Source organism: Sphingomonas radicis (assembly GCF_051400635.1).
Taxonomy (GTDB): domain Bacteria; phylum Pseudomonadota; class Alphaproteobacteria; order Sphingomonadales; family Sphingomonadaceae; genus Sphingomonas.
Genome location: NZ_JBLFFG010000001.1, coordinates 1,040,549 through 1,064,368 on the forward strand (window position 1 = coordinate 1,040,549; position 23,820 = coordinate 1,064,368).

The following is a 23,820-nucleotide window of genomic DNA, read 5'->3' on the forward strand; positions in this document are numbered from 1 at the left end:
CTCCGTCAGCCTGCGGCTGACACCTCCCCCTGGCGGGGGAGGATTTGAGCTAGATGCCCGTCAGCCCCGCGGCCTCGAGGCTCGCCTGCGCGACGCGATAGTGCCTGGGTTCGGCGATGCGCAGGCGGCGGCGGACGGAGTCGAGCGGCTCGTGGAGCAGCGTCTCGTGATCCTCGCCGTGGAGCCAGCCGGCGCGCTTGCCGTGGCGATAGCCTTCGATAACGGCCCTGAGGAATTCGAGCTTGCCGGTCACGCGGATGCTCTTGAGCGCCGCGCCCGCCGCGATGAAGGCCCAGCCGAGCCCGCCGGTCTGCGCGTAGGAGAAGGCGACGAGGCACGCTTCGCCCAGATGCTCGTCGGCCTTGTAGCCGGTGAGCACGTGCCAGATGTCATGGATGTCGCGCTCGCGGCGGCCCATCCAGGCATAGGGATGCTCGAGCTCGAGGCCCTGGTCGCCGATCGCGTTCTTGCTGACCTCTTCGAGACCCTTTGCCGAATAGCCGGTCGAATCGAGGAAGGCGCGATAAGCGGCGCCGAGCGAACCATCGGGGAAGCTGTCGACCCAGGCGCGGTCCGACAGCCGCTCCGCCAGCTCGACGCGGCGATAGGCGATCGCGCCGCCGCCGGGGACGGTGAGCAGCTTGCGATAGTTGCGTTGGGTGACGTCACCGTTGAGCGCGCGCATGATGCGGAACACCTGCTCGGTATCGTCGCCGTTGGCGAGCAGGCGGCGCAGCGCCCGGAGCGCGGTGCCCCATTCGCGCTTGAGCGGCACGCCGGGATTGAACGCGGGAGAAGCTTGGGTGGCCATGACTCGCGGTTCCTTAACTGACACTGGTGTAAATAGCATCGATCCGCGGGAAATTCAATTCGTGCCGCCGCAACGAAAGCGCAGCCTGACCGTTGCAACGCCGTAACAGGGAGGCTGGCGATGCGCTTGTTGGCCATGATTCCGGCGGTGATGCTGCTGCTTTCGGCCTGCGGACCCTCCGATCCGCGAGAGGCGCGCATCGACAATATACAGGATGCGTCCGAGGCTCAGGCAGACGGAATCGAGGATGCCGCGGACCAGGACGCCGATCGGCTGCGCGCCGAGGCCGAGGCGCTCGACCAGCAGGCGGCGACGACGAACGGCTTCGAGGCGGCGCGGCTGCAATCGCGCGCGCACGGGCTGCGCGAGGAGGCGGAGATCGCGGCGCGGCAGGGCGAAGCGCGCGCGCGGGCAGTGCGCGACAAGGCGCGCGCCGAAGTCAGCGCGATTCGGGCCGAATGAGGGAGAGCGAAAGATGCAGGCCGGACAACGGAAAAGGGATGACGCCGCCCGGCCCGCAACCCGAAGGTGCGACCCATCGAGTCTGCGTAAGTTCGCAGATATGTGGCCCGTCTGCAACTACGTGCATTTGCCTATCGCGTTCGTAACGACCCAATGCGACACGGCGTGGCGAGGGCGCGGTGGGCGCCGCGCGGGCGCCCTCAGGAGGGCCGGAGGGTGGTGCGCGCGGCGGCGTTGGTGTCGACTGCGGGGCGGCTGAAGAGCATCGGCAGCATCTTGCCTTCGATCCAGGGCCGATACTGGTCGCGGTAATGCGGCGAGCGCGGGTCGTTAGACTGGCCGGGCAGATTGAGCATCAGCGAATTGTCCCAGCCGCCGACGTCGATCACTTGCAGATAGCTCGCCCCGCCGCCTACGCCCCAGCCGGGGCCCGAGCCGAGCCAGCGCGCCATCACCGTATAGCCGTCGCCGCCCGATCCGCCGCCTTCGATTGGGGGGAAGGCCGCGGCGATCGCCGGAATCGCCGAGAGCGGATGGCGGATCCGCACCTGGTGGAGCGTGCCATAGCGCCACTTCGCCGGATCGGCGCCGAGCAGCTGCTGCGCCGAGACCCAGGCGGAGGCGAGCCCCGCGTCGAGCACCGCATCGCGCGCGGCCTCTGGATCCGCGCCGAGCCGCGCATCGGGCCGGGCGAGCAGGCCGAGCAGCACCGAGGGCGCGATCTCGGTCACCAGCGCCTTCGCCCGCTGCGGCACGATCGCTGCGAGCATCCGCTGGCCGAGCTCGCGCCAGGCGATCTCGAACAGCGCGGCCGGGGCGGAATCCGCATCGATCCGCGCATCCCAGCCGCGCAGCATGTCGACGGCGGGCTTGGCCGCAGCGGAGGGGCGCTGGGGGAGCAGCGCCAGGAACTGGCGCGCGGGGGTGGAGAGCGTGTCGTACTGGAGCGCGACGCTGTCCGCGATGCCGTGCCTGCTCTGGCTGGCCAGCACGTCGGCGATGCGCTCGTAGCGATAGGGATCGCGGAACGAGAAGGCGGGGATGCGATCGCGCGGCGTGTTCGCGGGCAGATTGTTCTGGTTGGCCGAGGCGAACCAGCCCTTGGTGGGGTTATACTCGCTCGGCATCGTCGCGAAGTTGCGCATGCCGGTCCAGTCATAGCGGCCGTCGCCCGGCAGGGGCAGCAGCCCGTCGCCCCGCTTGCGTACCGGCGCGAAGCCGATCACCTGCCAGCCGGTGTTCCCGTCGACATCGGCATAATGGAAATTGGTGGGGGAGGGGTGGAGCGGGAAGGCCTTGCGCAGGCTCTTCCAGTCCTTAGCCAAGTTGATCGCGATCATCGCGAACGAGCCCGCACCGCCCGGCTGCATCGCGATCGAGGCGAGCGCCGTCGCGCGCCGCCGCGCGGGATCGTGCGAAACCACCGGCCCGTGGACCGAATAGCGCAGCGTCACCCGCTGGGGCGCCGCGTCCCGGATCGCGATCGATTCCTCGACCCGGTCGAAGCGCTTCCAGCGGCCGTCGTGCCGGTAGCGCTCGGAGTCTTCGGGATCGAGCTCGAGGACGAACAGGTCGCTTTGATCGATGTGCGAATTGGTGCGGCCGAACGCGAAGCGATCGGTATGGCCCTGCATGATGCCCGGCAGGCCCGGCGCACCGCCGCCGATCACTTCGAAGCCGGGCGCGCTCAGATGCGCAACATGGCGCGGGCCGAAGCCGCCGATGCCGAGGTGCGGATCGTTCGCGAGGATCGGCCGGCCGGTGGCGCTGCGTGAGGGCGCGATCGTCCAGGCATTGCTGCCGGCATTGGCGCGCTCGGCGGCATTCGCGGGATCGGGCGCGGTGAGATCGGCGCCCCAGGGCAGCCTGCCGAGCTGGAGGACGCCCAGATCCGCTTCGCTCACCGCGGCGACGTCGAGCCCCTCGGGCACCTGCATCGTCCAGGCGGGGCGAAGCGGCGCGATCACTGCATCGAGATCGAGCAGCCCGAGCGCCGCGAGCTGGGCGCGGCGGACCTCGTCGTCGGCGTTACCCACCGAGGCGCCGCGCGGGACGATCAGGTCGCGCAGCTCCCATTTGAGCGGGGCGATGCCGAGAATCCGATATTCGAGCGGGAGCAGCGCGGAATCGGCGATCACCTCGTCGATGCGCGCGTTGATCCCGGCGACATAGGCGCGCGCGCAGGCGAGCACCTCGGCCGGCACGTCGCGCAGCTCGGCATCGGAATCGCCGCGATAGTGGAAGAGGCGGGCGTTGGCGTCGTGCCCGGCGAAGCGCGCGCCGAAGACTTCGGCGAGCCGGCCGAGCTCGCGGCGGTGCGCCAGATCGATCTGGAACAACCGATCGCGCGCGACGACATAGCCCTGCCCGAAGAACGCGTCGGAGATCGAGGCGGCGCGGATGTGCGGAACGCCATAGACGTCATCGACGATGTCGATCGGTGCGCCGGGGCCGCGCACTGCCTTCTGCCGCACGGGGCGCAACAGCGTCGCGGCACCCGCCGAGCTCGCGACCAGCGTCGCGGCCGTGCCCAGCAGGAAGGAGCGGCGGTTGATCATCGGCAATATCCCCCTGCGGTTTCAGCGCCGGGAAGTTGGGCCGCGGCTGTTGCGCTGTCCATGGGACAGGCGTTCGACGGTAATAACCAGCGGTTATCGTTGAGGATTGGGGCAGCGCAAATCCTCCCCCGCCAGGGGGAGGTGGCATGCGGAGCATGACGGAGGGGGCGGACGTCGTACTGGCCGGAATCGGGAGTGCATCGCTGACCTCCCCCTCCGTCGCCTTCGGCGCCACCTCCCCCTGGCGGGGGAGGATAATTCCTGCGTCGGCGGGCTTACACCCGCATCGGCATCAGCACGTAAAGCGCCGGTGAGGCGTCGTTCTCGCGGATCAGCGTGGGGGCCGAGGCGTCGGCGAGGTGGACTTCGACCGTGTCGCCTTCGATCTGGCCGAGGATGTCCATCAGATAGCGGCTGTTGAAGCCGATCTCGAAGGGCAGTGCGGCATAGTCACCGGGGACTTCCTCGGCCGCGGCGCCGTTCTCCGGGCTGGTGACCGAGAGGATCACCTTGTCACGGTCGAGCGCCATCTTGACCGCGCGGGTCTTCTCGGTGGCGATCGTCGAGACGCGGTCGACGCCCTCCATCAGGCTGCGCGGATCGAGCTTGAGCAGCTTGTCGTTCGCAGTGGGGATGACGCGGCTGTAATCGGGGAAGGTGCCATCGATCAGCTTCGACGTGAGGATCGCCTGGCCGAGATCGAAGCGGATCTTCGAGCCCGAGAGCGAGACGCCCACCGATCCATCGACTTCCTCGAGCAGCTTGCGCAGCTCGGCGATGCATTTGCGCGGAATGATCACGTCGGGCATCGATTCGGCACCGTCGGGGCGCGCGACGGTGACGCGCGCGAGCCGGTGGCCGTCGGTGGCCGCGGCGCGCAGCAGCGGCGTCGCCTCGTCGGTCACGTGGAAGAAGATGCCGTTGAGGTAATAGCGCGTCTCTTCGGTGGAGATCGCGAAGCGGGTCTTGTCGATGATCTGCTTGAGCGTCTCGGCCGGAAGCTCGAAGGTGACCGGCAGCTCGCCCTCGGCGATCATCGGGAAATCGTCGCGCGGCAGCGTGGCGAGCGTGAACTTGGCGCGGCCGGCGTTGATCGTGATGCGGCCCTCGGCAGCGGCAAGCTCGACCTGCGAGCCTTCGGGAAGCTTCCGGACGATGTCGAACAGCGTGTGCGCCGAGACGGTGATCGCGCCCGGCTGGTCCACAGCCGCGGGAATCGTCTCGTCGATCTGGAGATCGAGGTCGGTCGCCATCAGCCGCATCGTGCCGCCGGCCTGCGCCTCGATCAGCACGTTCGACAGGATAGGGATCGTGTTGCGCCGCTCGACCACCGACTGGACGTGGCTCAAGCCCCTCAACAGAGTTGCGCGTTCGATCGTCGCTTTCATGCCCTAAAACCCCCGGGGCCGCCTTCGAATCCGGCGGTCGCTATATGGATCGTTCATAATCTCTAACGGCAAAAAGGGCCGGGGCAAGCGCCCCGACCCTTCCTGCACACCAAATTTGGTGTGGATGGTGCTTCAGAAGCGGAAGCCGACGCCCGCGACGATCTGGTGACGGTCGGTATCGACCTCGAACGTGTCGGTCGTCGCGCCGTTCGCGAACTGGAAGTCCGCGTCGGTGTAGTTCGAGTAGCGATACTCGACCTTGGCATAGGTGTTGGTGCCGATCGACTTCTCGACACCTGCGCCGAGGCGCCAGCCGTCGAGCTCGAAATTCTCGTCGAACGTCTCGGTGCCGTTGTCGGCGGCGACGTTCAGCCGGGCATTGGTGTAGCCGCCCTTGGCATAGAGCAGCGTGCCGGTGCCGACCGGAACGCCGAGGCGCGCGCCGACATAGATGTCGCGGCCGGTGTTGACCTCACCATAGCCGAAGAAGTTCGGATCGCTGGTGTCGGTGCGGGTCTTGCCGGTCGAGTCGCTCAGCTCGGCCTCGACGCCGAGCACGACGCCGCCGAGCGGCAGGTCATAGCCGGCCTCGATGCCGTACTGGAAACCCTCGATGCTCTGGTCGTCGCCCTCGACGTCCGAATCCTCGGTGCTGCCGGGGCGGACGATGTCGAGGCCGCCGATCACGCCCGCGCGGAAGCCGCTGGGAGTGTCCTGGGCCATCGCGGGGGCGGCGAAGATAGTCGCCGCGGCGAGGGCCGAAGCGGCGAGAAGGGTGGTACGCATAACAAACTCCTTGATACCTTAGCCCGCTGAGCGGGACCGCGGCTTAACTGGCGTGGGACTCCGGGGGTTGCATGAACCCCCGATAAACGGGGCGAAGCGTGGCATCTTTGCAACAGGTGCCGCGCGCCGCTCCGGCGTCAGGGCGCGGTCGACAAAGGCGGCGAAAACCGGTTCATGGCGATACTCCCTGCACTGGCGCTTCCGTGGCGGAAGCGCTGGTGTGCTATTGGAGCATGCCACCTGATCGTTGGCTGAACGAAACGAGGCGGAAATTGGGCATTGCCTTCCGCGTTCGGACGCGCTGAGGAGGCACGCATGGCAATTCCCCAGCGCAAGGGCCGCGACTTCATCGCCCGGCACGGCGAGACGGTGTACAACCGGGCACGCCGGATGCAGGGCGATCACCTCCACACGCCGCTGACCCGAGCCGGCTTCGCCCAGGCCGAGCAGATGGGCGAAGCGCTCCGGCGGTTGCTGGGCACGCAGCCGCCGATCACTTTATGGGCATCGACCACCGGGCGCACGCTCCAGACGCTGGCGGTGATCGCCGAGCATCTCGAGCTCGACTGGCATCAGGCGAAGACCGATCCGCGCCTGGTCGAGATCGGCATGGGCGAGTGGAGCGGACGCTATTATGCCGATCTGGCGCAGGAGATCGGCACCGTGCTCGATCCCGAGCACCATCTCTACGTCCGCCCGCCGCCCGGCGGCGAATGGTATGACGCGATCGCGGCGCGCGTCTCCGGCTGGCTCGCCGATACCAACGACGATCCGGGCGACCGGCTGGTGATCATGCACGGCATGTCGAGCCGCGTACTGCGCGGAGTGATGACGGGGCAGGACGTGATTCCGCGCGTCAGTGCGCCGGTCGCGCCCGACCTGCCGCAGGGGTCGATCGTGCTGATCGAGAATGGCGTGGAGAAGGTCGTCCACCTCGGCACCGGCGACGCGCCGGCGTGATCGCGGCCGCGCTCGCGCTGCTGCTGCTGGCTGAGGGGCGCGTTCCGCTGGGCGTGTTCGAGAGCTGGGGTGCGTTCCGCGACCCCTCGCCGCTGCGCTGCTTCGCGATCGCGTGGCCTGCGGGGCAGAACGGGCGCGGCGAAGCCTTTGCTTCGATCGCCACCTGGCCGCGCGAGGGCGCGCGCAACCAGCTCCACATCCGGCTGAGCCGGCCGCGCGCCGCCAATGCGCGCGTGACGCTAGCGGTCGGCGAGCGGCGCTTCGAGCTGAAGGCGGGAGCGGCCGACGCCTGGGCGCCCGATTCGCGCACCGATACCGCGGTCGTCGCGGCGATGCGCGACGGCCGGAGCATGAGCATCGAGACGCTGGCCGCGAACGGCGCCCCCTTCGCCGACACCTATGCGCTGAAGGGCGCGGCGACGGCGATCGATGCCGCGGCTGCGGGGTGCGCGGGGAAATAGGGGCTCAATGGTCCCAGCGCTCGGTGAGCAGCTCGGCCTTGCCGTCGCGCAGGCGGACTTCGATCGCGGGCTCATCGCGGCGGCCGGGAGCGAACAGCTCGTAGATGGTGCTGCCGTCGGTCTGGCGGCTCTCGATGACGCGTTCGGGCTCGAAATAGCCCGGCGCGGCTTTGGCGGTTGCAAGGACAGGGGCTGGAGCCTGGTTCCAGGCGATGTCGCGTTGGATCTCGACGACGCGGAAGGCGCTGCCTTCCTGGAGCACGTCGAGCTCGACTTTGCTGCCGTCCGGGCGCGTGCCTTCGACGTCGAAGTAGATGCGGCCTTCGCGCTCCTTGCGCTCGGCCTCGGCGACGGTCATGCCGGGCACGGTCTTCTGGATCAGCGCTGCCAGTTCGGGCGGCAGCGCATCGGCGGAGACTTCGCTGATGTTGGTCGCGGGGCCGGCGGCGAGCACGCCGTTCGTCGTCGCGTTCTCATTCTCGTTCGCTGCCGGAGGAGGATTCTCACCGCCCGAGCAGGCCGCAAGCGCCGCCGCCAGGATCAGGATCGTCGTGTTCCGCATCGATTTGCTCCCGGTAACCGATGCGGGACCTTACGACGCCGCCGGCAACAGGCAAGCAGCGAAAAGGGGCGGCGAACGACCGCCGCCCCCAAATCGGCTTACAGCTCGGCTTACTGCGCCGGCGCCTGGGCCGCCGCGGCTTCCTGGATGCGCTTGTTGAGCGCAGGATCGGCCTGCATCGCCTGCGCGATCTCGTTGAAGCGTGCCGGCTGGAGGCCGCTCGAGGAGATCGCCTCGACCATCTTGGTGTTCTTGTCCGCCTCGGCGACCGTCGTGTCCTTGCGGAGCTTGTCGACCGCGAGCGCGGCGGTGGCGAACTGAGTCACTTCCGAATCGCTCACGGCTGCGGCGCCGCTCCCCTGCGCTGCCATGCCTGCAGCGGGTGCCTCGGTGGTCGCCGGGGCATCCTGCGTGGGCGCAGCGGGCGCATCCTGAGTCGAGGGGCTGGTCGGTGCGTCCTGGGCAAAGGCCGCCGGCGCGGCCAGCAGCGCCGCGCCAATAAGAATACCCGAAGTACGAAAAGCCATAGTTAAACTCCGATTCCGCGCCCCCGGATCTTCAAATTGGGGTTGTCCCAACTGTTTCCACAAGCTTGCAGCGACATGGCGTGGCATATGCGGGACAGGTTCTGCTGCGCTGCGACAGACCGATTGCAACGAGCGGGGAGTGGAAAAGCGGCGCCAAATCGCCTACATGCATCCGATGCAGACAGTGTCGGCCGCCCCCATGCCCATTCCAGGGCACATCGATCCCGTGCCCGTGCCGCGGGCCACCACGCCGCGCGCCGACGGCCGCGTCGACCTGATCGGCTTGCCCCGCGAGGGCATCCGCGCCGCGCTGGAGGGCGCCGGCATGGAGCCCAAACAGGCCAAGCTGCGCGCCAAGCAGCTCTGGCACTGGATCTATAACCGCGGCGCCACCGACTTTTCGGCGATGACCGACATCGCCAAGGCGCAGCACCCCTGGCTCGCCGAGCGCTTCGTGATCTCGCGCCCCGAAGTGGTCGAGGCGCAGGTCTCGACCGACGGCACGCGCAAATGGCTGCTGCGCTCGCACGACGGGCAGGATTACGAGATGGTCTTCATCCCCGATGCCGATCGGGGGACGCTGTGCGTGTCGAGCCAGGTCGGCTGCACGCTCAACTGCCGCTTCTGCCACACCGGCACGATGCGGCTGGTGCGCAACCTGACCGCGGGCGAGATCGTCGCGCAGGTGATGCTGGCGCGCGATTCGCTCGGCGAATGGCCGAGCCAGCCCGAGGGCCGCATGCTCACCAACATCGTGATGATGGGCATGGGTGAGCCGCTCTACAATTTCGACAATGTGCGCGACGGGCTGGCGATCGTGATGGACGGCGACGGGCTCGCGCTCTCCAAGCGCCGGATCACGCTCTCCACTTCGGGCGTGGTGCCGATGATGGCGCGCGCGGGCGAGGAGATCGGCGTCAACCTCGCGGTCTCGCTCCACGCAGTGACCAAGGAAGTCCGCGACGAGATCGTGCCGCTCAACCGCAAGTACGGGATCGAGGAGCTGCTCCAGGCCTGCGCCGACTACCCCGGCGCGAACAACGCGCGGCGGATCACCTTCGAATATGTGATGCTCAAGGACAAGAACGACAGCGACGCCGACGCGCACGAGCTGGTGCGGCTGCTCCGCAAGTACCGGCTGCCGGCGAAGGTGAACCTGATCCCGTTCAACCCCTGGCCGGGCGCGCCCTATGAATGCTCGACTCCCGAGCGGATCAGGGCATTCAGCAACATCGTGTTCGAGGCAGGCATCTCGGCGCCGGTCCGCACCCCGCGCGGCCGCGACATCGACGCCGCCTGCGGCCAGCTCAAGACCGCGGCGGAGAAGAAGAGCCGGGCGGAGCTCGATCGGCTGGCGGAAGAGAAGATGGTCGCGCTGGGCTGATCCTTCCGTTCAGGGATGAACCATCCCCGTTCGTCCCCGGACCCGATCCGGGGGTGTCGAAGCACCGTTCTTCTCTTTCCCGCGCAGTAAAAAGAGATACGGCGCTTCGACAAGCTCAGCGCGAACGGGGTTAGGGTGGACTTTTTCTCGATTGCATTGGCCGCCGGGGCAGGTGTGCTCGGCGGCGCGATGAACGCCCTCGCAGGAGGGGGCACTTTCGCGACCCTGCCGGCGCTGATCGCGCTCGGGCTTCCCGCCAACATCGCCAATGCGACTTCGAACGTCGCACTGCTGCCCGGGGCGGGGGCGAGCGCGCTGGCCTATCGTGACGAGCTGGGGCCGGTGGCTGGGATGTCGGTCAGGCTGCTCGCGGGCATCACCTTTGTGTTCGGGCTGGTCGGCAGCATGCTGCTCGTCCTCACGCCCAGCGAGACTTTCGACATCATCATCCCCTGGCTGCTGCTGTTCGCCTTCGCGGTGATGGTGTTCGGCAAGCGAGCGGCGGACTGGCTGCACGCGCGCGTCACGATCGGGCGGCCGACGCTGCTCGTCACTCAGGCATTGCTCGGCGTCTATGGTGGCTATTTCGGCGGGGGCGTGGGGCTGATCACCACGGCGGTCTATGGCCTGCTGGCGAACATCCGCCCGCGCGAGCTGTTCGCGATCCGCACGCTGATGCTCGCGGTGGCGAACCTGGCCGCGGCGTGCGTGTTCATCGGCTTCGCGATGGTCTGGTGGTGGGCGTGCTTGCCGATGCTGCTCGGCTCGATCGTCGGCGGCTGGCTGGGCGCACTTCTCGGCAAGCGCATGTCCCCCGGGCTGGTCCGCGGCTGGACGCTGCTGGTGACCGGCGGGACGACGATCGTCTTCTTCGTGCGCGCCTATAGCTGAGCTTCGGTTTCTATCCTCCCCCGCCAGGGGGAGACTGTCGCATATGGAAGTTCCGTTTGCCCTGAGCTTGTCGAAGGGCATTTTTCCCCGTCGCGAGCGCCCAGCCCGAAGAAAGGACGTCCTTCGACAAGCTCAGGACGGACGGAGATTTTGCCGAACCCCTTTCCGAACCGGCAACACAGTCCATGCGATTGCCCTGCCCTGGCGGGGGAGGATAAAGAGGCAATCTACGCCGCCTCGCGGCATTCGCGCCGGCGCGGGAACGAGGCCTGCCACCAGTCGCCGATCGCGTCGATCATCGGCATCAGCTCGGCGCCCGGACCGCTCAGCCGATATTCGACGCGCAGCGGAAAGCCGCCATGCGCGATGCGCTCGACGAGCCCGGCCTGTTCGAGCTTGCGCAGCTCCAGCGTCAGGATCCGGTGCGAGATCGTCGGATTGTCGCGCTGGAGCTCGCTGAAGCGCTTGGTGCCGTCCTTCAGATAATAGAGCAGCAGCGTCGCCCAGCGGCCGCTCAGCACGCGCATCGCGTCTTCGATCGGGCAGCTCGAAACCACGTCCTGCATCTTTCCTCCGCGGTGACATTTTTGTGCGTAATTTACTTGGATGCTGCGGCGCCTAAATACCAGCCAAGCCGCGCGGTGATCCTCACGATCACGGAGAAAATCATGGAACCGATCCTGCTCTATGGCTTCCCGCTGGGAAGCTCGATGGGCCTCGTCGCCGCGCTCGAATGGCTCGGCCAGCCCTATCGCCTGTCGCGCGTCGACATGCTGAGCGAGATGAAGAATGCCGCCTATGCGCGGATCAACGGCCGGCAGGAGACGCCGGTGCTGATCAACGGCGATCACGTGCTGACCGAGACCATGGCGATCGCGCTGTGGATGGAGGCGCGCGACACCGAGCGCCGCGTGAGCTTCGCGCCCGGCACGGCGCAGGCCGATCGGATGCACCAGCTGATGGCCTTCCTCAACACCGGCTTCACGGGCGCGTTCATGCCCTATTGGATGGCGCTGGAGATGGCCGATCCGGAACCTGACTATCAGGCGGCACTGCGGCGCCTGGGGCGGGGGCTGGTGAACGACCGGCACGAAAAGCTGGAGGCGATGCTCGGCGACACGCCCTATCTGCTCGGCGACCGGCCGACCCTGGCCGACGGCGTGTTCATCGGAGTCGCACGCTGGGCGGAGTTCCACCAGGCGGTGGAGCCCGGCGCCTATCCCAAGATCGAGGCACTCAAGGCGCGGCTGATGGCCGACCCCGCGGTCGCCTATGCGAAGGCGATCGAGGATGGTGCGACGCCCGCCGGCAGCGGCGCGTGCCGTGGACAGGTGCCGCTCGATACGCTGCTCTATCAGCCCGCCTGACCGGGTGATCGACGGATATCTTCCCTCGCCCCTCCGGAGGAGGGGAGAGGGTTGCGCAGACTTAGGTCTTGCGAAGCAAGGCCTTAGTCGGAGCTGGGAGAGGGGTGAGCGGCTGCACAGCAGCCGCGCGGAGCTTCGCTCCGCTCTACCCCTCTCCAACCTCCGCTAGGCGCTGAAGCGCCAAGCTCCGGTATCCTCTCCCCTATCAAGGGGAGAGGAAGCTGGGGCCGCTGGCGTCCGGGCGCCCCTCGCGGCATAAGGCGCGGGTGGCTCAGGTATCCAAAGTCTATCGGCACCGGCTGATCACGCGCATCTGGCATTGGCTGACCGCGATCGCCGTGCTGGTGCTGATCCCCAGCGGGCTGATGATCTTCAACGCGCATCCGCGGCTCTACTGGGGCCATTACGGCGCGAACTTCGATCCCGCCTGGCTGGAGCTGCCGCGCTTCCCCGGCTGGGCGACGCTGCCGAGCTACTACAGCCTCTCCGGCGCGCGGCACTGGCACCTGGCGTTCGCGCTGGTGCTGATCGTCGCGCTGCCGTTCTACCTCCTCTGGGCGATCCTTGGCGGCCATGCCAAGCGCGACCTGCGCATCGGCGCGGCGGAGCTGCGTCCGGCGGCGCTCTGGACCGACTTCAAGGCGCATCTGGCGCTGCGCTTCCACGATCCGCATGACCCGCGCGCCTACAACATCTTCCAGAAGGCGAGCTATGCGGGGGTGATCTTCGTGCTGCTGCCTTTGCTCGTGGTGTCGGGACTCGCGCTGGCGCCGGGCATGTGGGCGTGGCTGCCCGATCTGTTCGGCGGCCGCCAGTCGGCGCGCTCGGTTCATTTCATCGCCATGGCGCTGCTAACCCTGTTCGTGGTCGTGCACCTGACGCTCGTGATCCTCGCGGGCCCGATCAACGAGCTGCGCTCGATGATCACCGGCTGGTGGCGCGCGCCCGAGAGAGACCATAAATGATCACGCGGCGCGGCCTGATCGTCGGCGGGGGCGCGGCGCTGCTCGCCGGGTGCGATTCGCTGACCGACAGCCCGGTGCTGCTGAGCGCCGAGGACGCCCACCGCTTTCTCCACCGCTCGATCACCGGCCGCGCCGCGCTCGCGCGCGAGTTCCGGCCCGAGCAGCGCAGTCCGATCTTCCGCACCAACGGCAACGCCAATCCGAACACGCCCGAATACAACGCGCTCGCCGCCAACCGCTTCGCCGACTGGCGGCTTGCGGTGGTCGGGCTGGTGGCGCGGCCGCTGCGGCTCAGCCTCGCGCAGCTCCAGGCGATGCCGCAGCGCGCCCAGATCACCCGGCACGATTGCGTCGAGGGATGGAGCGCGATCGGCAAATGGCAGGGGCCGCGGCTCGAGACGCTGCTGCGGCTCGCAGGCATCCGCGATCAGGCGCGCTACATCGTCTTCCACTGTGCCGACCGCTTCGGCGCTACGCCCTATTATGAATCGATCGACCTGATCGATGCCTTCCACCCGCAGACGATCATGGCCTGGGCGATGAACGACAAGCTGCTCTCGATCGGGCATGGCGCGCCCGTGCGGCTGCGCGTCGAGCGCCAGCTGGGCTACAAGCACGCCAAATATGTCATGCGGATCGAGGCGGTCGCTTCGCTCGACGCGATCGGAAAGGGGCGCGGCGGCTTCTGGGAGGATTTCAACAATTACGAATGGTATGCCGGGATTTGAGGCAGGCCCGGAGAATTTCCGCATTGCGGTAAATCGTTACGGGCCTAAATTGTCACATCGGGGGGCGGCTTTTTTGGGAGCAGCAGCCGGATGGCGTTGATCGATCAGTTTCTTGCGCGTGCCGTGAAGCGCGGTCCGCTGACCGTGATCCATTCGAACGGCAGCACACGAAGCTTCGGCGAACCCGATCCCGGGCTGAAGCCCGTCACCATCCGTTTGCACCGCGGCGCAGCATCGGCGATCGTCCGCGATCCGAGCCTGGGCGCGGCCGAATGCTACATGGACGGCCGGCTCGAGCTCGAGCAGGGCGACATCTTCGACCTGCTCAACCTCGTCACTGCCAACAACCGCTGGGAAGAAGGCACCGGCACGCTCAATCCCACGCCGCTGCGCCGTGCGGTGGAGGCGGTGACGCACCGCATCGGCCGCTACAACATGGCGCGCCGCTCGAAGCGCAACGTCGCGCATCACTATGATCTGAGCGATCGGCTCTACGATCTCTTCCTCGACGCCGACCGGCAGTACAGCTGCGCCTATTACACCGATCCGTCGAACAGCCTCGAGCAGGCGCAGGCGGACAAGAAGGCGCACATCGTGGCGAAGCTGGCGCTGGAGCCGGGCATGAAGGTGCTCGACATCGGCTGCGGCTGGGGCGGGATGGCGCTCTATATTCACGCCAAGACCGGTGCCGAGGTGCTGGGGATCACGCTTTCCGAGGAGCAGCTGAAGGTCGCGCGGCGCCGCGCGGCGGAGGCAGGCGTGGCCGACAAGGTGCGCTTCGAGCTGATCGACTATCGCGCGCTGGAGGGGCAGTTCGACCGGATCGTCTCGGTCGGCATGTTCGAGCATGTCGGCCCGGCTTTCTACCGGACCTTCTTCCGCAAGTGCCACCAGCTGCTGACGCCCGAAGGCGTTATGCTGCTCCACACGATCGGCCGCGCAGGCGGCCCGGGCGTCACCGACAAGTTCACGATGAAATATATCTTCCCCGGCGGCTACATCCCCGCACTTTCGGAGATGGTGCGCGGCTATGAGGGGCTCAGGATGTTCGCCACCGATGTCGAGGTGCTGCGGCTCCATTACGGCTATACGCTCAAGGCCTGGTACGACCGCACCGTCGCCGCGCACGATCAGATCGTGGAGCTGTACGACGAGCGCTTCTACCGCATGTGGACCTTCTATCTGGCGGGGTCGTGCGTGAGCTTCCTGAACGGCGGGCTGGTGAACTACCAGCTCCAGCTCTCGCGCTCGCGCGACGCGCTGCCGATCACGCGCGACTATATGCTGGAGGGGGAGCAGGCACTGCGCGGGGGCGAGGCCGAGGCGCGGGAGCGGTTGCGGGCTTAGTTGTTCGGCCAGGTTGAGCCAAAGAGCCGTTGCCCTGAGCCTGTCGAAGGGCGCCCCTTCGCGCGCGAACGGCTGGTGGAGAGCGGCCCTTCGACAGGCTCAGGGCAACGGTATTGGTTCGATCTGATCAATATCAGGCTAGTTCCCGGCGCAACGCGGATAGCGCGCGCCCATCGCCGCGACGCTGTGGCGGACCAGGGCCTCCAGCACCGCCATGTCCACATCCACCAGCTTCCTGATGTAGAGGCAGCTCTTGCCCGTCCTGTGCCTGCCCAGCCGCGAGAGCAGCTCGGCTTCCTCCGCGCCGCCACTCAGCACATAGAGCACCAGCTCGGCCTTGCGCGGGCTGAAGCCGATCCGGCACGCGTCGCCTTCGTGCCCGCTGTCATACTTGTAATGGTAGCTGCCGAAGCCGACGATCGATGGACCCCACATCGCAGGCGGCTCGCCGGTCAGCCGCTCCATCAACGCGGCGACTGTCCGCGCGTCCTCGCGCCGGGTCGGGTCCGGCACTGCGTCGATGAACTCGGCAACGCTGCACTGAGTCGGCCTGGTCTTCGTCTCGGCCATGATCCCTCCCGAGTCGGTGGCTGCGAGCATGCCCGAGCGGCAAAGGTTGCGGAAGCGGCACGCCGCCCCTAGAGCGCGCACCGTTCCCTTCCTCTGGAGTCGCACGCCCATGTCAGACAAGATCAACCGCGTCGTTCTCGCCTATTCGGGCGGGCTGGACACGAGCGTGATCCTGAAATGGCTCCAGCAGACCTATCAGTGCGAGGTGGTGACCTTCACTGCCGATCTGGGCCAGGGCGAGGAGCTCGAGCCGGCGCGCCGCAAGGCCGAGATGGCGGGCGTCAAGCCCGAGCACATCTTCATCGACGATCTGCGCGAGGAGTTCGTCAAGGATTTCGTCTTCCCGATGATGCGCGCCAATGCGCTCTACGAGGGTTTGTATCTGCTGGGCACCTCGATCGCGCGCCCGCTGATCGCCAAGCGTCAGATCGAGATCGCGCGCCAGGTGAACGCCGATGCGGTGAGCCACGGCGCCACCGGCAAGGGCAACGACCAGGTCCGCTTCGAGCTCGGCTATTATGCGCTGAATCCGGACATCAAGGTGATCGCGCCGTGGCGCGAATGGGACCTCACTTCGCGCACCCGGCTGATCGAGTTCGCCGAGCAGCACCAGATCCCGGTGTCGAAGGACAAGCGCGGCGAAGCGCCCTTCTCGACCGACGCGAACCTTCTCCACACGTCGTCCGAAGGCAAGGTGCTCGAGGATCCGTGGGACGAGGTCCCCGACTATGTCTATTCGCGCACGGTGAACCCCGAGGATGCGCCCGACACGCCCGAGACGATCACGATCGATTTCGAGCGCGGTGACGGCGTGGCGCTCAACGGCCAGGCGATGTCGCCTGCGACTCTGCTCGCGGCGCTCAACGAGCTCGGCCGCAAGCACGGCATCGGCCGGCTCGATCTGGTCGAGAACCGCTTCGTCGGCATGAAGAGCCGCGGCATGTACGAGACGCCCGGCGGCACCATCTATCACCTCGCGCACCGCGGCATCGAGCAGATCACGCTCGACCGCGGCGCCGCGCACCTGAAGGACGAGCTCGCGCCGCGCTATGCCGAGCTGATCTACAACGGCTTCTGGTTCGCGCCCGAGCGCGAGATGCTTCAGGCTGCGATCGATCACAGCCAGGAGAAGGTGGCGGGCACCGTCCGGCTCAAGCTCTACAAGGGCAACGTTATCGTCACCGGCCGCAAGTCGCCCAACTCGCTCTACAGCGAGAAGGTCGTGACCTTCGAGGACGACCAGGGCGCATACGACCAGCGCGATGCGGCGGGCTTCATCAAACTCAATGCATTGCGGCTGCGGCTGCTCGGGCGGCGGGATCGGTGATCCGCACCCGATCCTCCCCTGTAAGGGGAGGTGGCGCGCGCAGCGCGACGGAGGGGTGTCGCCCTCTCGATAGCGCCATACCCCTCCACCACGCCCTTCGGGCGCGGTCCCCCTCCCCCTCTGGGGGAGGATTGTTAATCAGGCCAGCGCCTCTTCCAGCAGCCGCGCGAGCCGCAGCCCGCCCTTGACGATCTGATCGCGCGCGGGCGGGATAAGCTTCTCGATCGTCGCCTGGTCGAGCTTGGCGCGCTGCGGGGCCTCGGCGCAAGGGTCGCCATAGGCAGAGCCATAGGCGACGTCGCGCGCGACCTGCCAGCTGTCGCGGCTCCAGTCCTCGACGCTGCCGCCCTGCATCGCCGCGCGCTCCTCGGTCGAATAGGCACGCACTAGCGAGGGCGGGGTGGAGATCGCGCGCTCGGCTAGATAGCCGTCCCAGATGGTGTGGAGGTTGAGCCGCTCAGTGATGTAATCGCCGTAGGCCGCCCGTGCGCGGTTGCCGCCCAGGTCACCGCGGTCGCCAGCGTGCAGCGGCATGTGCAGGTCGCCGACGAAATGGACGAGGAAGGCTAGCGCCATCACCCGCTCGCGCACCGGTACGCTCTTGTCCTTCAGCAGCTTCACGTCGCGCTCGATCTGTGCCGAGACGCAATTGCCGTCGGGGCAGTTGCGCTTCAGCTCGAACGGCTTGCAGACGTCCACATTCTGATAGTGCCAGTTATAGGCATAGCTGAACCGCGGTCCGAGCGTCTTGACGCAATCGGCCCAGACGCTCGCCTGCTCGATCGTGCGCGCGGGGCAGGTCGGCGTCTCGAGCAGCGCCTGCTTGGCGAGCAGCCGGCGGATCTCGGCCTGCACGCGCGGGCTCACGTTCCGGTAGGCGATCGAGGCCACGGTCTCATGGCCATATTCCCAATAGGCCCGCGCGGGTGCCGCGCCGAAGCCGAGGATCGCAGCAAGGAGGATCAGGAAGCGCTTCACTTGTCGTCACCGTAGAAGGCGACCAGCCGGTCGCCGCTGGCGGAGGCGCGGGCGCGGTACATGCCCGGGGTGTTGAAGCTCCACGCCATCTCGCCCGTGGGACCGGTGACGATCACGCCGCCGGTGCCGCCGAGCGCCTTGGTCTCGGCCATCACCGTGTCGGCGGCCGCCTGTAGGCTCTCGCCCTTGAAGCGGACCCGCGCGCAGATCTCGTGCGCCACGCCTTCGCGGATGAAGAATTCGCCCGCCCCCGTCGCTGAGACCGCACAGGCGCGGTCGTCGGCATAGGTGCCCGCGCCGATGATCGGCGAGTCGCCGATCCGGCCCCAACGCTTGCCGGTGAGCCCGCCGGTGGAGGTGGCAGCGGCGACATGGCCGTTCTGGTCCATCGCGACGGCGCCGACGGTGCCGTACTTCAGGTCGACGTCGAACCAGCCGAGCTTGTCGTTGGCCTTCATCTTGTCGAGCTGTTTGCGGCGCTCGGGCGTGGCGAACCAGCTGTTGTCGACCTGCTCCAGCCCCTGCTCGCGCGCGAACTGATCGGCGCCCGGGCCCGAGAGCAGGACGTGCGGGCTCTTCTCCATCACCGCGCGCGCCGCGGCGATCGGGTGGCGCGTGGTGGTGGTGCTTGCGACTGCGCCCGCCGCGCGGGTGCGGCCGTCCATGATCGCGGCGTCGAGTTCGTTCCTGCCGTCCCAGGTGAAGACCGCGCCGCGCCCGGCGTTGAAACGGGGATCGTCTTCGAGCACCTGGACCGCGGCCTGCACCGCATCGAGCGCGTCGCCGCCGGCAGCGAGCACCTTCGATCCCGCGTCGAGCGCAGCGTCGAGCCCCGCGCGCACGCCGGCCTCCTGCTCGGGGGTCACGCGGCTCTTCTCGATGATCCCGGCGCCGCCGTGGATCACCAGAGTCCATTGGGGCCGCGCCTGCTCCTGGGCATGGGCGGAAAGCGGCATGAGGAATACTCCGAACAACAGGGGCAAGAGGCGCATCAGGGCACTCCCGGGACTGGTGCGGTCTCCCTAGCAGATGTCGCGCGCCGCGCCAGCGGCCGAAGCCCGATCAGCGGTCGCAGCCAGCCGATGCGGCGCCCGCCAAGGTAGAAAAGCCAGCAGCCGAGCGCAGTCGCGGGCACGAGGATCGCGAACTCGGCCGCGGGCGGTAGCGCGAAGCGGAGCAGCCACCAGCCGAGCACGACGATGATGGTCTGGTGGATGATATAGAAAGGGAAGACCGCTTCGGTGAGCGTCGCCCGAAGGGGATGGTCGCGATTCCAGTAGCGGTCGGCCAGGCCGACGAGCGCCACGATCGCTGCCCATCCCATCACCAGCCGCGCGGCTGCGAACGGCAGGCGGAGCTCGCTCGGCGCGACGGTGCCGGTGATCCACGACGCGAGGATCGCGGCGATCACCGCATAGGCGAGGATCGCGAGCACGCCTGCCGGCTTCCACCAGCGCCGGATCGCCGCCCAGGTCCGCGGCGCATCGGCAAGGAAGAAGCCGAAGGCGAACGCCGGAAAATACATGCGGTGCGCGACCCAGTCGTCGATCAGCGCGTGCGTCGGCTCGGCGCCGGGCCAGCTGACGGCCATGTGCACCGCCAGCCATGCCATCGGGACGAGCAGCAGCCCCGGGCCGCTCAGCAGATCGTCGGCGAAGCGCGCGAAGCTCGATCGCGCGCGTGCAGGCGTCAGCGCCAGAATTGCGGCAAGCACGAGCGTATAGGCCCAGAGATAGACGACGAACCACAGATGCTGCCACGTCGGCAGCACGATTCCGTCGAGCACGCCGAAACGGAAATAATCGGTCGTCCAGAAATGCGTGAAGCTCTGCGTATAACCGTGTTGGCTGATCAACTCGACCCAGGGCTGGGGCGGGATGATCACGATCGCCGCGAAGAGCGTGGGAACGAGCAGCCGCGCGGTGCGATCGCCAAGGAATGCACCCATCCCGCGCGACTTGCCGAGCACCGCCGCAGTCGCGAACCCTGAGACCAGGAAAAGCAGGGGCAGCCGCCACGCGTTGGTCGCGAGCATCGGGATTTCCGCCCAGTCGAGCGGCTGGGCGGTCTTCACGTGCCAGGGCCAGGGCACGAAGAACATGCCGATGTGGTAGAGAATCAGCAGTCCGAACGCGCCGATCCGCAGCCAGTCCATTCCGTAATGCCGTTCCATGTGCGTCGCCTCCCGACTTCCCGTCCGTTCGTGCTCAGGGCGAACGGTGGGCTAGCGGCGCGCGCCATGGCCCGGTATCGCAAAGGGTGGAGCGGCGGGCAGGCGGGGATGACTGAAAACGCGGCAGGGACGAACGGCGGCGAAGCGATGACGAGCGGTGCGCGGCTTCGGCGGCAGCGCGCGGGGTGGCTGCTCGCGGCGTTCCTGCTGTTCGTCACGGTCCAGTCGATCGCCAACGTCGAGTCGACGCTCGAGGATTTCGCCAAGGCTGGAATCGCCGAGCAGCGCTGGCACGTCTGGACCTGGCAGCTCAGCAGCCTGGCTACCTGGATCGCGCTGATGGTGCCTTTGTGGTGGCTGGTCGCCTGGGCGCGGCCGCCGCGCCTGGCGCTGCCTGCGGCGATCCTGATCCACGCCGCCGCGACCGTGCCGGTGTCGCTCGTCCACGTCCTGGTGATGGTCGGCATCCGCAAGCTTGCCTATATGCTCGCGGGCGAGAGCTATGGCTTCGGCGACTGGCCGATGGCGCTCCTCTACGAATATCGCAAGGACGTCGCGACCTATCTGATGGTGGTCGCTTTCCTCATTTATGCGCAATGGCTGCTGGCGCGCCCGGCGCCGGCGGAGGGCGAGCGGGCGCGTGTGTTGCTGGTTCCGGACGGCAGCGTCACCCACCGCGTGCCGATCGAGGCGATCGACTGGGCAGCCTCCGCGGGCAATTATGTCGAGATCGCGTGGGAGGGGCGGCTCCTGCTGCACCGCTCCACCCTGGCCGCGCTCGCCGAGCAGCTGGGGCCGAACTTCGCGCGCATCCATCGCGGCCGGCTGGTCCGCCGCGACGCGGTGCGCAGCATCGAGACCGACAAGAGCGGGGATTTCACGGTCACGCTGGCGAGCGGTGCCGCGCTCCGCGGCAGCCGGCGCTATCGAACCCAATTGTAAGTGGGTGGCCTGCGCCTTTCGCAGCGCGGCATCGAAGGCTATATGCAGCGCCAGGTAAGCAAGCGTTAGCGAGAATCCATGTCCGTCCGCCCCTGGCGCGATATCGCGCGCCGCCCGAGCCGCCAGATCATGGTGGGCAACGTCCCCGTTGGCGGCGATGCCCCCGTCACCGTGCAGACGATGACGAACACCGCCACCTCGGACGTCAAGGCGACGATCGATCAGATCCGCCGCTGCGAGGAGGCGGGCGCCGACATCATCCGGGTGAGCTGCCCCGACGTCGAGAGCACGGCCGCGCTCAAGCAGATCGTGCGGGCCGCGCGCGTGCCGATCGTCGCCGACATCCATTTCCACTACAAGCGCGCCCTCGAGGCGGCCGACGCCGGCGCCGCCTGCCTGCGGATCAATCCGGGCAACATCGGCTCGGCTGACCGCGTCAACGAAGTCGTCAACGCCGCCAAGGCCAACGGCTGCGCGATCCGGATCGGCGTCAACGCCGGCAGCCTCGAGAAGGACCTGCTCGAGAAATACGGCGAGCCGTGCCCGGAGGCGCTGGTCGAATCCGCGCTCGACCATATCAAGCTGCTCCAGGACCGCGACTTCCACGAATTCAAGGTGGCGGTGAAGGCGAGCGACGTGTTCCTCGCGGTCGCCGCCTACCAGCAGCTCGCCGACGCCGTCGATTGCCCGCTGCACCTGGGCATCACCGAGGCCGGCGGGTTCGTCGGCGGGACGGTGAAGAGCGCGATCGGGATCGGTTCGCTCCTCTGGTTCGGGATCGGCGACACGATCCGGGTGTCGCTTTCGGCCGAGCCCGAGGAGGAAGTCCGGGTCGGGTTCGAGATCCTCAAGGCGCTCGGCATCCGCAACCGCGGCGTGCGCGTCGTCTCGTGCCCCAGCTGCGCGCGACAGGGTTTCGACGTGATCCGCACCGTCCAGGCGCTGGAGGAGCGGCTCCAGCACATCCGCACGCCGATGAGCCTGTCGGTGCTCGGCTGTGTGGTCAACGGCCCGGGTGAGGCGCGTGAGACCGACATCGGCATCACCGGCGGCGGCAACGGCAAGCACATGGTCTATCTGTCGGGCGTGACCGATCACCATGTCCAGGATGCCGAGATGATCGATCACATCGTCCGTCTGGTAGAGGCCAAGGCGGCCGAGATCGAGGTAGCGGACACCACGGCTGCAGTCGCGGCCGAATAGCCGAACCCTCTCGTCATTGCGCGCGGGGCCCGCTACCGGAGGCTCGCCGATGTCCCGCGCTTCCGTTCCCTTCGCGTTCGCCGCCGCCTGCCTGGGCATCGCCTTTTATGCGGTGATGGACGGGCTGATGAAGAGCCTGGGGCTCGCGATCGGCGCCTATGCCGCATTGTTCTGGAGACTGGCGGCGGGCACGACGATCGCCGTGCCGCTTTACCTGTTCTCGCGCCCCACGCTGCCGCCGAGGCGCGTGATCAAGGTGCATATCGCCCGTAGCGCCGTGGTGGCGGTGATGGCGATCGCCTTCTTCTGGGGCATAACGCAGGTTCCGCTCGCCGAGGCGATCGCGCTTTCGTTCATTGCGCCCCTGATCGCGCTCGGGCTCGCCGCGCTGTTCCTGAAGGAGCGGATCGGCGCGCGATCGGTGCTCGGATCGCTGCTCGGTCTGGCGGGCGTGGGCGTGATCCTGATCGGCCAGCTCGGCGCCGCGCGTGGCGAGGGGGCGCTGCTCGGCATGGGCGCGGTGCTGCTCTCGGCGGTCTTCTACGCGATCAACCTGGTGATCGCGCGGCACCAGGCGCAGATCGCGCGCCCGCTGGAGATCGCAGCGTTCCAGAATGTCTGCGTGCTCGCGATCTTCTGCGTGCCTGCGCCGCTGCTGCTGACGGTGCCGGGGCCGGAGCACTGGCCCGCGGTGATCGGCGCCGCCGCGCTCGCGATCGTGTCGCTGCTGCTCCTCTCCTGGGCCTATGCTCGCGCCGAGGCGCAGGTGCTGCTCACCGTCGAATATACTGCCTTCATCTGGGCATCGCTGATGGGATGGTGGATGTTCGGCGAGAAGCTAACGCTCGCTACGATCGCGGGCACGTTCCTGATCGTTGCCGGATGCCTGCTCGCGGCGCGCGGGCGCCCCGGCGGCGGCGCCGCACCCGAAGCAGAGGCTGCCCTCACATGACCACCAGCATACGAACCGCCACTCCGTCCGACGTGCCGCTGATCCTGCGCCTGGTGCGCGAGCTCGCCGAGTTCGAGCGCGAGCCCGATGCGGTGAAGGCGACCGAGCCGATGCTCGAAGCGGCGCTGTTTGGCGAACGCCCGGCGGCGGAGGCGCTGATCGCGGAAGTCGATGGCGAGCCCGCCGGCTTCGCGCTCTTCTTCCACAATTTCTCGACCTGGACGGGCAAGCGCGGCATCTATCTGGAGGACCTCTACGTGACTCCCGCGGCGCGCGGCGCAGGCGTGGGCACTGCGCTGCTCCGCCACCTCGCGGGGATCGCGATCGACCGCGGCTGCGGACGCTTCGAATGGGCGGTGCTCGACTGGAACGAGCCGGCGATCGCATTCTATCGCGCGATGGGCGCGGTCGGCATGGACGAATGGCGCGTGCAGCGCGTGACCGGGGATGCGCTCGCCCGCCTGGCAGGGAGATAGAA

At 67.8% G+C, this 23,820-nt stretch carries 25 protein-coding genes; 14 read left to right on the forward strand and 11 right to left on the reverse strand.

The annotated features are described in order from the left end of the window. Window positions 1–49: 49 nt before the first annotated feature. Window positions 50–811 carry a Coq4 family protein gene (locus ACMGDH_RS04750; RefSeq protein WP_436826754.1) on the reverse strand — a complete coding sequence of 254 codons (762 nt, stop codon included), beginning with the start codon at window positions 809–811 and terminating at the stop codon, window positions 50–52. Window positions 812–931: 120 nt separating this feature from the next. Between ACMGDH_RS04750 and ACMGDH_RS04755 the strand changes: the two genes are divergently transcribed. Beyond that, window positions 932–1,273 (forward strand): hypothetical protein, encoded by a 342-nt coding sequence (locus ACMGDH_RS04755; protein WP_436826755.1) that lies wholly within the window; start codon window positions 932–934, stop codon window positions 1,271–1,273. A gap of 200 nt (window positions 1,274–1,473) precedes the next feature. On the opposite strand, the gene ACMGDH_RS04760 is transcribed toward ACMGDH_RS04755, so the two are convergent. The 3 genes from ACMGDH_RS04760 to ACMGDH_RS04770 form a co-directional block, all read right to left on the reverse strand. Then, complete coding sequence (locus tag ACMGDH_RS04760; protein WP_436826756.1) at window positions 1,474–3,831, reverse strand: penicillin acylase family protein; 2,358 nt, start codon at window positions 3,829–3,831, stop codon at window positions 1,474–1,476. A gap of 275 nt (window positions 3,832–4,106) precedes the next feature. Next, entirely contained in the window at window positions 4,107–5,219 is a 1,113-nt protein-coding gene (gene dnaN, locus ACMGDH_RS04765; protein WP_436826757.1) for a DNA polymerase III subunit beta, read from the reverse strand. Between the two features lie 132 nt (window positions 5,220–5,351). Next, window positions 5,352–6,005, reverse strand: coding sequence for an outer membrane protein (locus tag ACMGDH_RS04770; protein WP_436826758.1), 654 nt, complete (start codon window positions 6,003–6,005; stop codon window positions 5,352–5,354). A 315-nt stretch (window positions 6,006–6,320) separates the two neighbouring features. Here ACMGDH_RS04770 and ACMGDH_RS04775 point away from each other — a divergent pair, with 315 nt between their 5' ends. Then, window positions 6,321–6,965: a histidine phosphatase family protein gene (locus tag ACMGDH_RS04775; RefSeq protein WP_436826759.1), complete on the forward strand. Its 645-nt coding sequence runs from the start codon at window positions 6,321–6,323 to the stop codon at window positions 6,963–6,965. Next, the gene (locus tag ACMGDH_RS04780; RefSeq protein WP_436827226.1) at window positions 6,965–7,426 is read left to right on the forward strand and encodes an invasion associated locus B family protein; all 462 of its coding nucleotides are present in this window, start codon (window positions 6,965–6,967) and stop codon (window positions 7,424–7,426) included. Before ACMGDH_RS04775 ends, ACMGDH_RS04780 begins: the two co-directional genes overlap by 1 nt. A gap of 4 nt (window positions 7,427–7,430) precedes the next feature. On the opposite strand, the gene ACMGDH_RS04785 is transcribed toward ACMGDH_RS04780, so the two are convergent. Both ACMGDH_RS04785 and ACMGDH_RS04790 read right to left on the reverse strand, forming a co-directional pair. After that, window positions 7,431–7,988, reverse strand: a complete 558-nt coding sequence (locus ACMGDH_RS04785; protein WP_436826760.1) for a hypothetical protein — start codon at window positions 7,986–7,988, stop codon at window positions 7,431–7,433. 110 nt (window positions 7,989–8,098) lie between these two features. Beyond that, window positions 8,099–8,515 (reverse strand): DUF4168 domain-containing protein, encoded by a 417-nt coding sequence (locus ACMGDH_RS04790; RefSeq protein ID WP_436826761.1) that lies wholly within the window; start codon window positions 8,513–8,515, stop codon window positions 8,099–8,101. 199 nt (window positions 8,516–8,714) lie between these two features. Between ACMGDH_RS04790 and rlmN the strand changes: the two genes are divergently transcribed. Together rlmN and ACMGDH_RS04800 are read left to right on the forward strand one after the other, a co-directional pair. Further along, window positions 8,715–9,899: a dual-specificity RNA methyltransferase RlmN gene (gene rlmN, locus ACMGDH_RS04795; RefSeq protein ID WP_436826762.1), complete on the forward strand. Its 1,185-nt coding sequence runs from the start codon at window positions 8,715–8,717 to the stop codon at window positions 9,897–9,899. Between the two features lie 135 nt (window positions 9,900–10,034). Continuing rightward, window positions 10,035–10,790, forward strand: coding sequence for a sulfite exporter TauE/SafE family protein (locus ACMGDH_RS04800; RefSeq protein WP_436826763.1), 756 nt, complete (start codon window positions 10,035–10,037; stop codon window positions 10,788–10,790). Between the two features lie 227 nt (window positions 10,791–11,017). On the opposite strand, the gene ACMGDH_RS04805 is transcribed toward ACMGDH_RS04800, so the two are convergent. Further along, entirely contained in the window at window positions 11,018–11,356 is a 339-nt protein-coding gene (locus ACMGDH_RS04805; RefSeq protein WP_436826764.1) for a winged helix-turn-helix transcriptional regulator, read from the reverse strand. Between the two features lie 102 nt (window positions 11,357–11,458). Between ACMGDH_RS04805 and ACMGDH_RS04810 the strand changes: the two genes are divergently transcribed. The 4 genes from ACMGDH_RS04810 to ACMGDH_RS04825 all read left to right on the forward strand — a co-directional run bounded on the left by ACMGDH_RS04810 (window position 11,459) and on the right by ACMGDH_RS04825 (window position 15,197). Beyond that, window positions 11,459–12,157, forward strand: coding sequence for a glutathione S-transferase family protein (locus ACMGDH_RS04810; protein ID WP_436826765.1), 699 nt, complete (start codon window positions 11,459–11,461; stop codon window positions 12,155–12,157). A 266-nt stretch (window positions 12,158–12,423) separates the two neighbouring features. Beyond that, window positions 12,424–13,122, forward strand: a complete 699-nt coding sequence (locus ACMGDH_RS04815) for a cytochrome b/b6 domain-containing protein (protein ID WP_436826766.1) — start codon at window positions 12,424–12,426, stop codon at window positions 13,120–13,122. Then, the gene (locus tag ACMGDH_RS04820) at window positions 13,119–13,850 is read left to right on the forward strand and encodes a molybdopterin-dependent oxidoreductase (protein ID WP_436826767.1); all 732 of its coding nucleotides are present in this window, start codon (window positions 13,119–13,121) and stop codon (window positions 13,848–13,850) included. The genes ACMGDH_RS04815 and ACMGDH_RS04820 overlap by 4 nt, the downstream gene beginning before the upstream one ends. 90 nt (window positions 13,851–13,940) lie before the next feature. Beyond that, complete coding sequence (locus ACMGDH_RS04825; protein ID WP_436826768.1) at window positions 13,941–15,197, forward strand: class I SAM-dependent methyltransferase; 1,257 nt, start codon at window positions 13,941–13,943, stop codon at window positions 15,195–15,197. 138 nt (window positions 15,198–15,335) lie between these two features. Here the strand turns inward: ACMGDH_RS04825 and ACMGDH_RS04830 are convergent, their stop codons facing one another. Next, complete coding sequence (locus ACMGDH_RS04830) at window positions 15,336–15,767, reverse strand: DUF1801 domain-containing protein (protein ID WP_436827227.1); 432 nt, start codon at window positions 15,765–15,767, stop codon at window positions 15,336–15,338. Window positions 15,768–15,876: 109 nt separating this feature from the next. On the opposite strand from ACMGDH_RS04830, the gene ACMGDH_RS04835 reads away from it, so the two are divergent. After that, complete coding sequence (locus ACMGDH_RS04835) at window positions 15,877–17,094, forward strand: argininosuccinate synthase (RefSeq protein WP_436826769.1); 1,218 nt, start codon at window positions 15,877–15,879, stop codon at window positions 17,092–17,094. Between the two features lie 138 nt (window positions 17,095–17,232). On the opposite strand, the gene ACMGDH_RS04840 is transcribed toward ACMGDH_RS04835, so the two are convergent. From ACMGDH_RS04840 to ACMGDH_RS04850, 3 genes are read right to left on the reverse strand one after another with little or no spacing between them, the layout of a single operon-like run. Then, window positions 17,233–18,072, reverse strand: coding sequence for a S1/P1 nuclease (locus ACMGDH_RS04840; protein WP_436826770.1), 840 nt, complete (start codon window positions 18,070–18,072; stop codon window positions 17,233–17,235). After that, entirely contained in the window at window positions 18,069–19,028 is a 960-nt protein-coding gene (locus ACMGDH_RS04845; RefSeq protein WP_436827228.1) for an isoaspartyl peptidase/L-asparaginase family protein, read from the reverse strand. Before ACMGDH_RS04845 ends, ACMGDH_RS04840 begins: the two co-directional genes overlap by 4 nt. A 35-nt stretch (window positions 19,029–19,063) precedes the next feature. Beyond that, a complete protein-coding gene (locus ACMGDH_RS04850; protein ID WP_436826771.1) occupies window positions 19,064–20,245 on the reverse strand; it encodes an acyltransferase family protein in 1,182 nt (393 codons plus the stop codon). A gap of 108 nt (window positions 20,246–20,353) precedes the next feature. On the opposite strand from ACMGDH_RS04850, the gene ACMGDH_RS04855 reads away from it, so the two are divergent. The 4 genes from ACMGDH_RS04855 (at window position 20,354) to ACMGDH_RS04870 (ending at window position 23,818) form a co-directional block, all read left to right on the forward strand. Further along, window positions 20,354–21,187: a LytTR family DNA-binding domain-containing protein gene (locus tag ACMGDH_RS04855; protein WP_436826772.1), complete on the forward strand. Its 834-nt coding sequence runs from the start codon at window positions 20,354–20,356 to the stop codon at window positions 21,185–21,187. Between the two features lie 78 nt (window positions 21,188–21,265). Further along, entirely contained in the window at window positions 21,266–22,390 is a 1,125-nt protein-coding gene (gene ispG, locus ACMGDH_RS04860) for a flavodoxin-dependent (E)-4-hydroxy-3-methylbut-2-enyl-diphosphate synthase (RefSeq protein ID WP_436826773.1), read from the forward strand. 49 nt (window positions 22,391–22,439) lie between these two features. Beyond that, window positions 22,440–23,342, forward strand: coding sequence for a DMT family transporter (locus ACMGDH_RS04865; protein WP_436826774.1), 903 nt, complete (start codon window positions 22,440–22,442; stop codon window positions 23,340–23,342). Continuing rightward, the gene (locus tag ACMGDH_RS04870) at window positions 23,339–23,818 is read left to right on the forward strand and encodes a GNAT family N-acetyltransferase (protein WP_436826775.1); all 480 of its coding nucleotides are present in this window, start codon (window positions 23,339–23,341) and stop codon (window positions 23,816–23,818) included. Before ACMGDH_RS04865 ends, ACMGDH_RS04870 begins: the two co-directional genes overlap by 4 nt. Window positions 23,819–23,820 lie beyond the last annotated feature (2 nt).

Coding starts and splice junctions, on each gene's coding strand:
- ACMGDH_RS04775 (WP_436826759.1), top strand. CDS start 6,321: ATGGCAATTCCCCAGCGCAAGGGCCGCGACTTCATCGCCCGGCACGGC.
- ACMGDH_RS04845 (WP_436827228.1), bottom strand. CDS start 19,028: ATGCCGCTTTCCGCCCATGCCCAGGAGCAGGCGCGGCCCCAATGGACT.
- dnaN (WP_436826757.1), bottom strand. CDS start 5,219: ATGAAAGCGACGATCGAACGCGCAACTCTGTTGAGGGGCTTGAGCCAC.
- ACMGDH_RS04805 (WP_436826764.1), bottom strand. CDS start 11,356: ATGCAGGACGTGGTTTCGAGCTGCCCGATCGAAGACGCGATGCGCGTG.
- ACMGDH_RS04755 (WP_436826755.1), top strand. CDS start 932: ATGCGCTTGTTGGCCATGATTCCGGCGGTGATGCTGCTGCTTTCGGCC.
- ACMGDH_RS04855 (WP_436826772.1), top strand. CDS start 20,354: ATGACTGAAAACGCGGCAGGGACGAACGGCGGCGAAGCGATGACGAGC.
- ACMGDH_RS04790 (WP_436826761.1), bottom strand. CDS start 8,515: ATGGCTTTTCGTACTTCGGGTATTCTTATTGGCGCGGCGCTGCTGGCC.
- ACMGDH_RS04850 (WP_436826771.1), bottom strand. CDS start 20,245: ATGGAACGGCATTACGGAATGGACTGGCTGCGGATCGGCGCGTTCGGA.
- ACMGDH_RS04770 (WP_436826758.1), bottom strand. CDS start 6,005: ATGCGTACCACCCTTCTCGCCGCTTCGGCCCTCGCCGCGGCGACTATC.
- ACMGDH_RS04820 (WP_436826767.1), top strand. CDS start 13,119: ATGATCACGCGGCGCGGCCTGATCGTCGGCGGGGGCGCGGCGCTGCTC.
- ACMGDH_RS04750 (WP_436826754.1), bottom strand. CDS start 811: ATGGCCACCCAAGCTTCTCCCGCGTTCAATCCCGGCGTGCCGCTCAAG.
- ACMGDH_RS04810 (WP_436826765.1), top strand. CDS start 11,459: ATGGAACCGATCCTGCTCTATGGCTTCCCGCTGGGAAGCTCGATGGGC.
- ACMGDH_RS04785 (WP_436826760.1), bottom strand. CDS start 7,988: ATGCGGAACACGACGATCCTGATCCTGGCGGCGGCGCTTGCGGCCTGC.
- ACMGDH_RS04825 (WP_436826768.1), top strand. CDS start 13,941: ATGGCGTTGATCGATCAGTTTCTTGCGCGTGCCGTGAAGCGCGGTCCG.
- rlmN (WP_436826762.1), top strand. CDS start 8,715: ATGCCCATTCCAGGGCACATCGATCCCGTGCCCGTGCCGCGGGCCACC.
- ispG (WP_436826773.1), top strand. CDS start 21,266: ATGTCCGTCCGCCCCTGGCGCGATATCGCGCGCCGCCCGAGCCGCCAG.
- ACMGDH_RS04760 (WP_436826756.1), bottom strand. CDS start 3,831: ATGATCAACCGCCGCTCCTTCCTGCTGGGCACGGCCGCGACGCTGGTC.
- ACMGDH_RS04835 (WP_436826769.1), top strand. CDS start 15,877: ATGTCAGACAAGATCAACCGCGTCGTTCTCGCCTATTCGGGCGGGCTG.
- ACMGDH_RS04870 (WP_436826775.1), top strand. CDS start 23,339: ATGACCACCAGCATACGAACCGCCACTCCGTCCGACGTGCCGCTGATC.
- ACMGDH_RS04830 (WP_436827227.1), bottom strand. CDS start 15,767: ATGGCCGAGACGAAGACCAGGCCGACTCAGTGCAGCGTTGCCGAGTTC.
- ACMGDH_RS04865 (WP_436826774.1), top strand. CDS start 22,440: ATGTCCCGCGCTTCCGTTCCCTTCGCGTTCGCCGCCGCCTGCCTGGGC.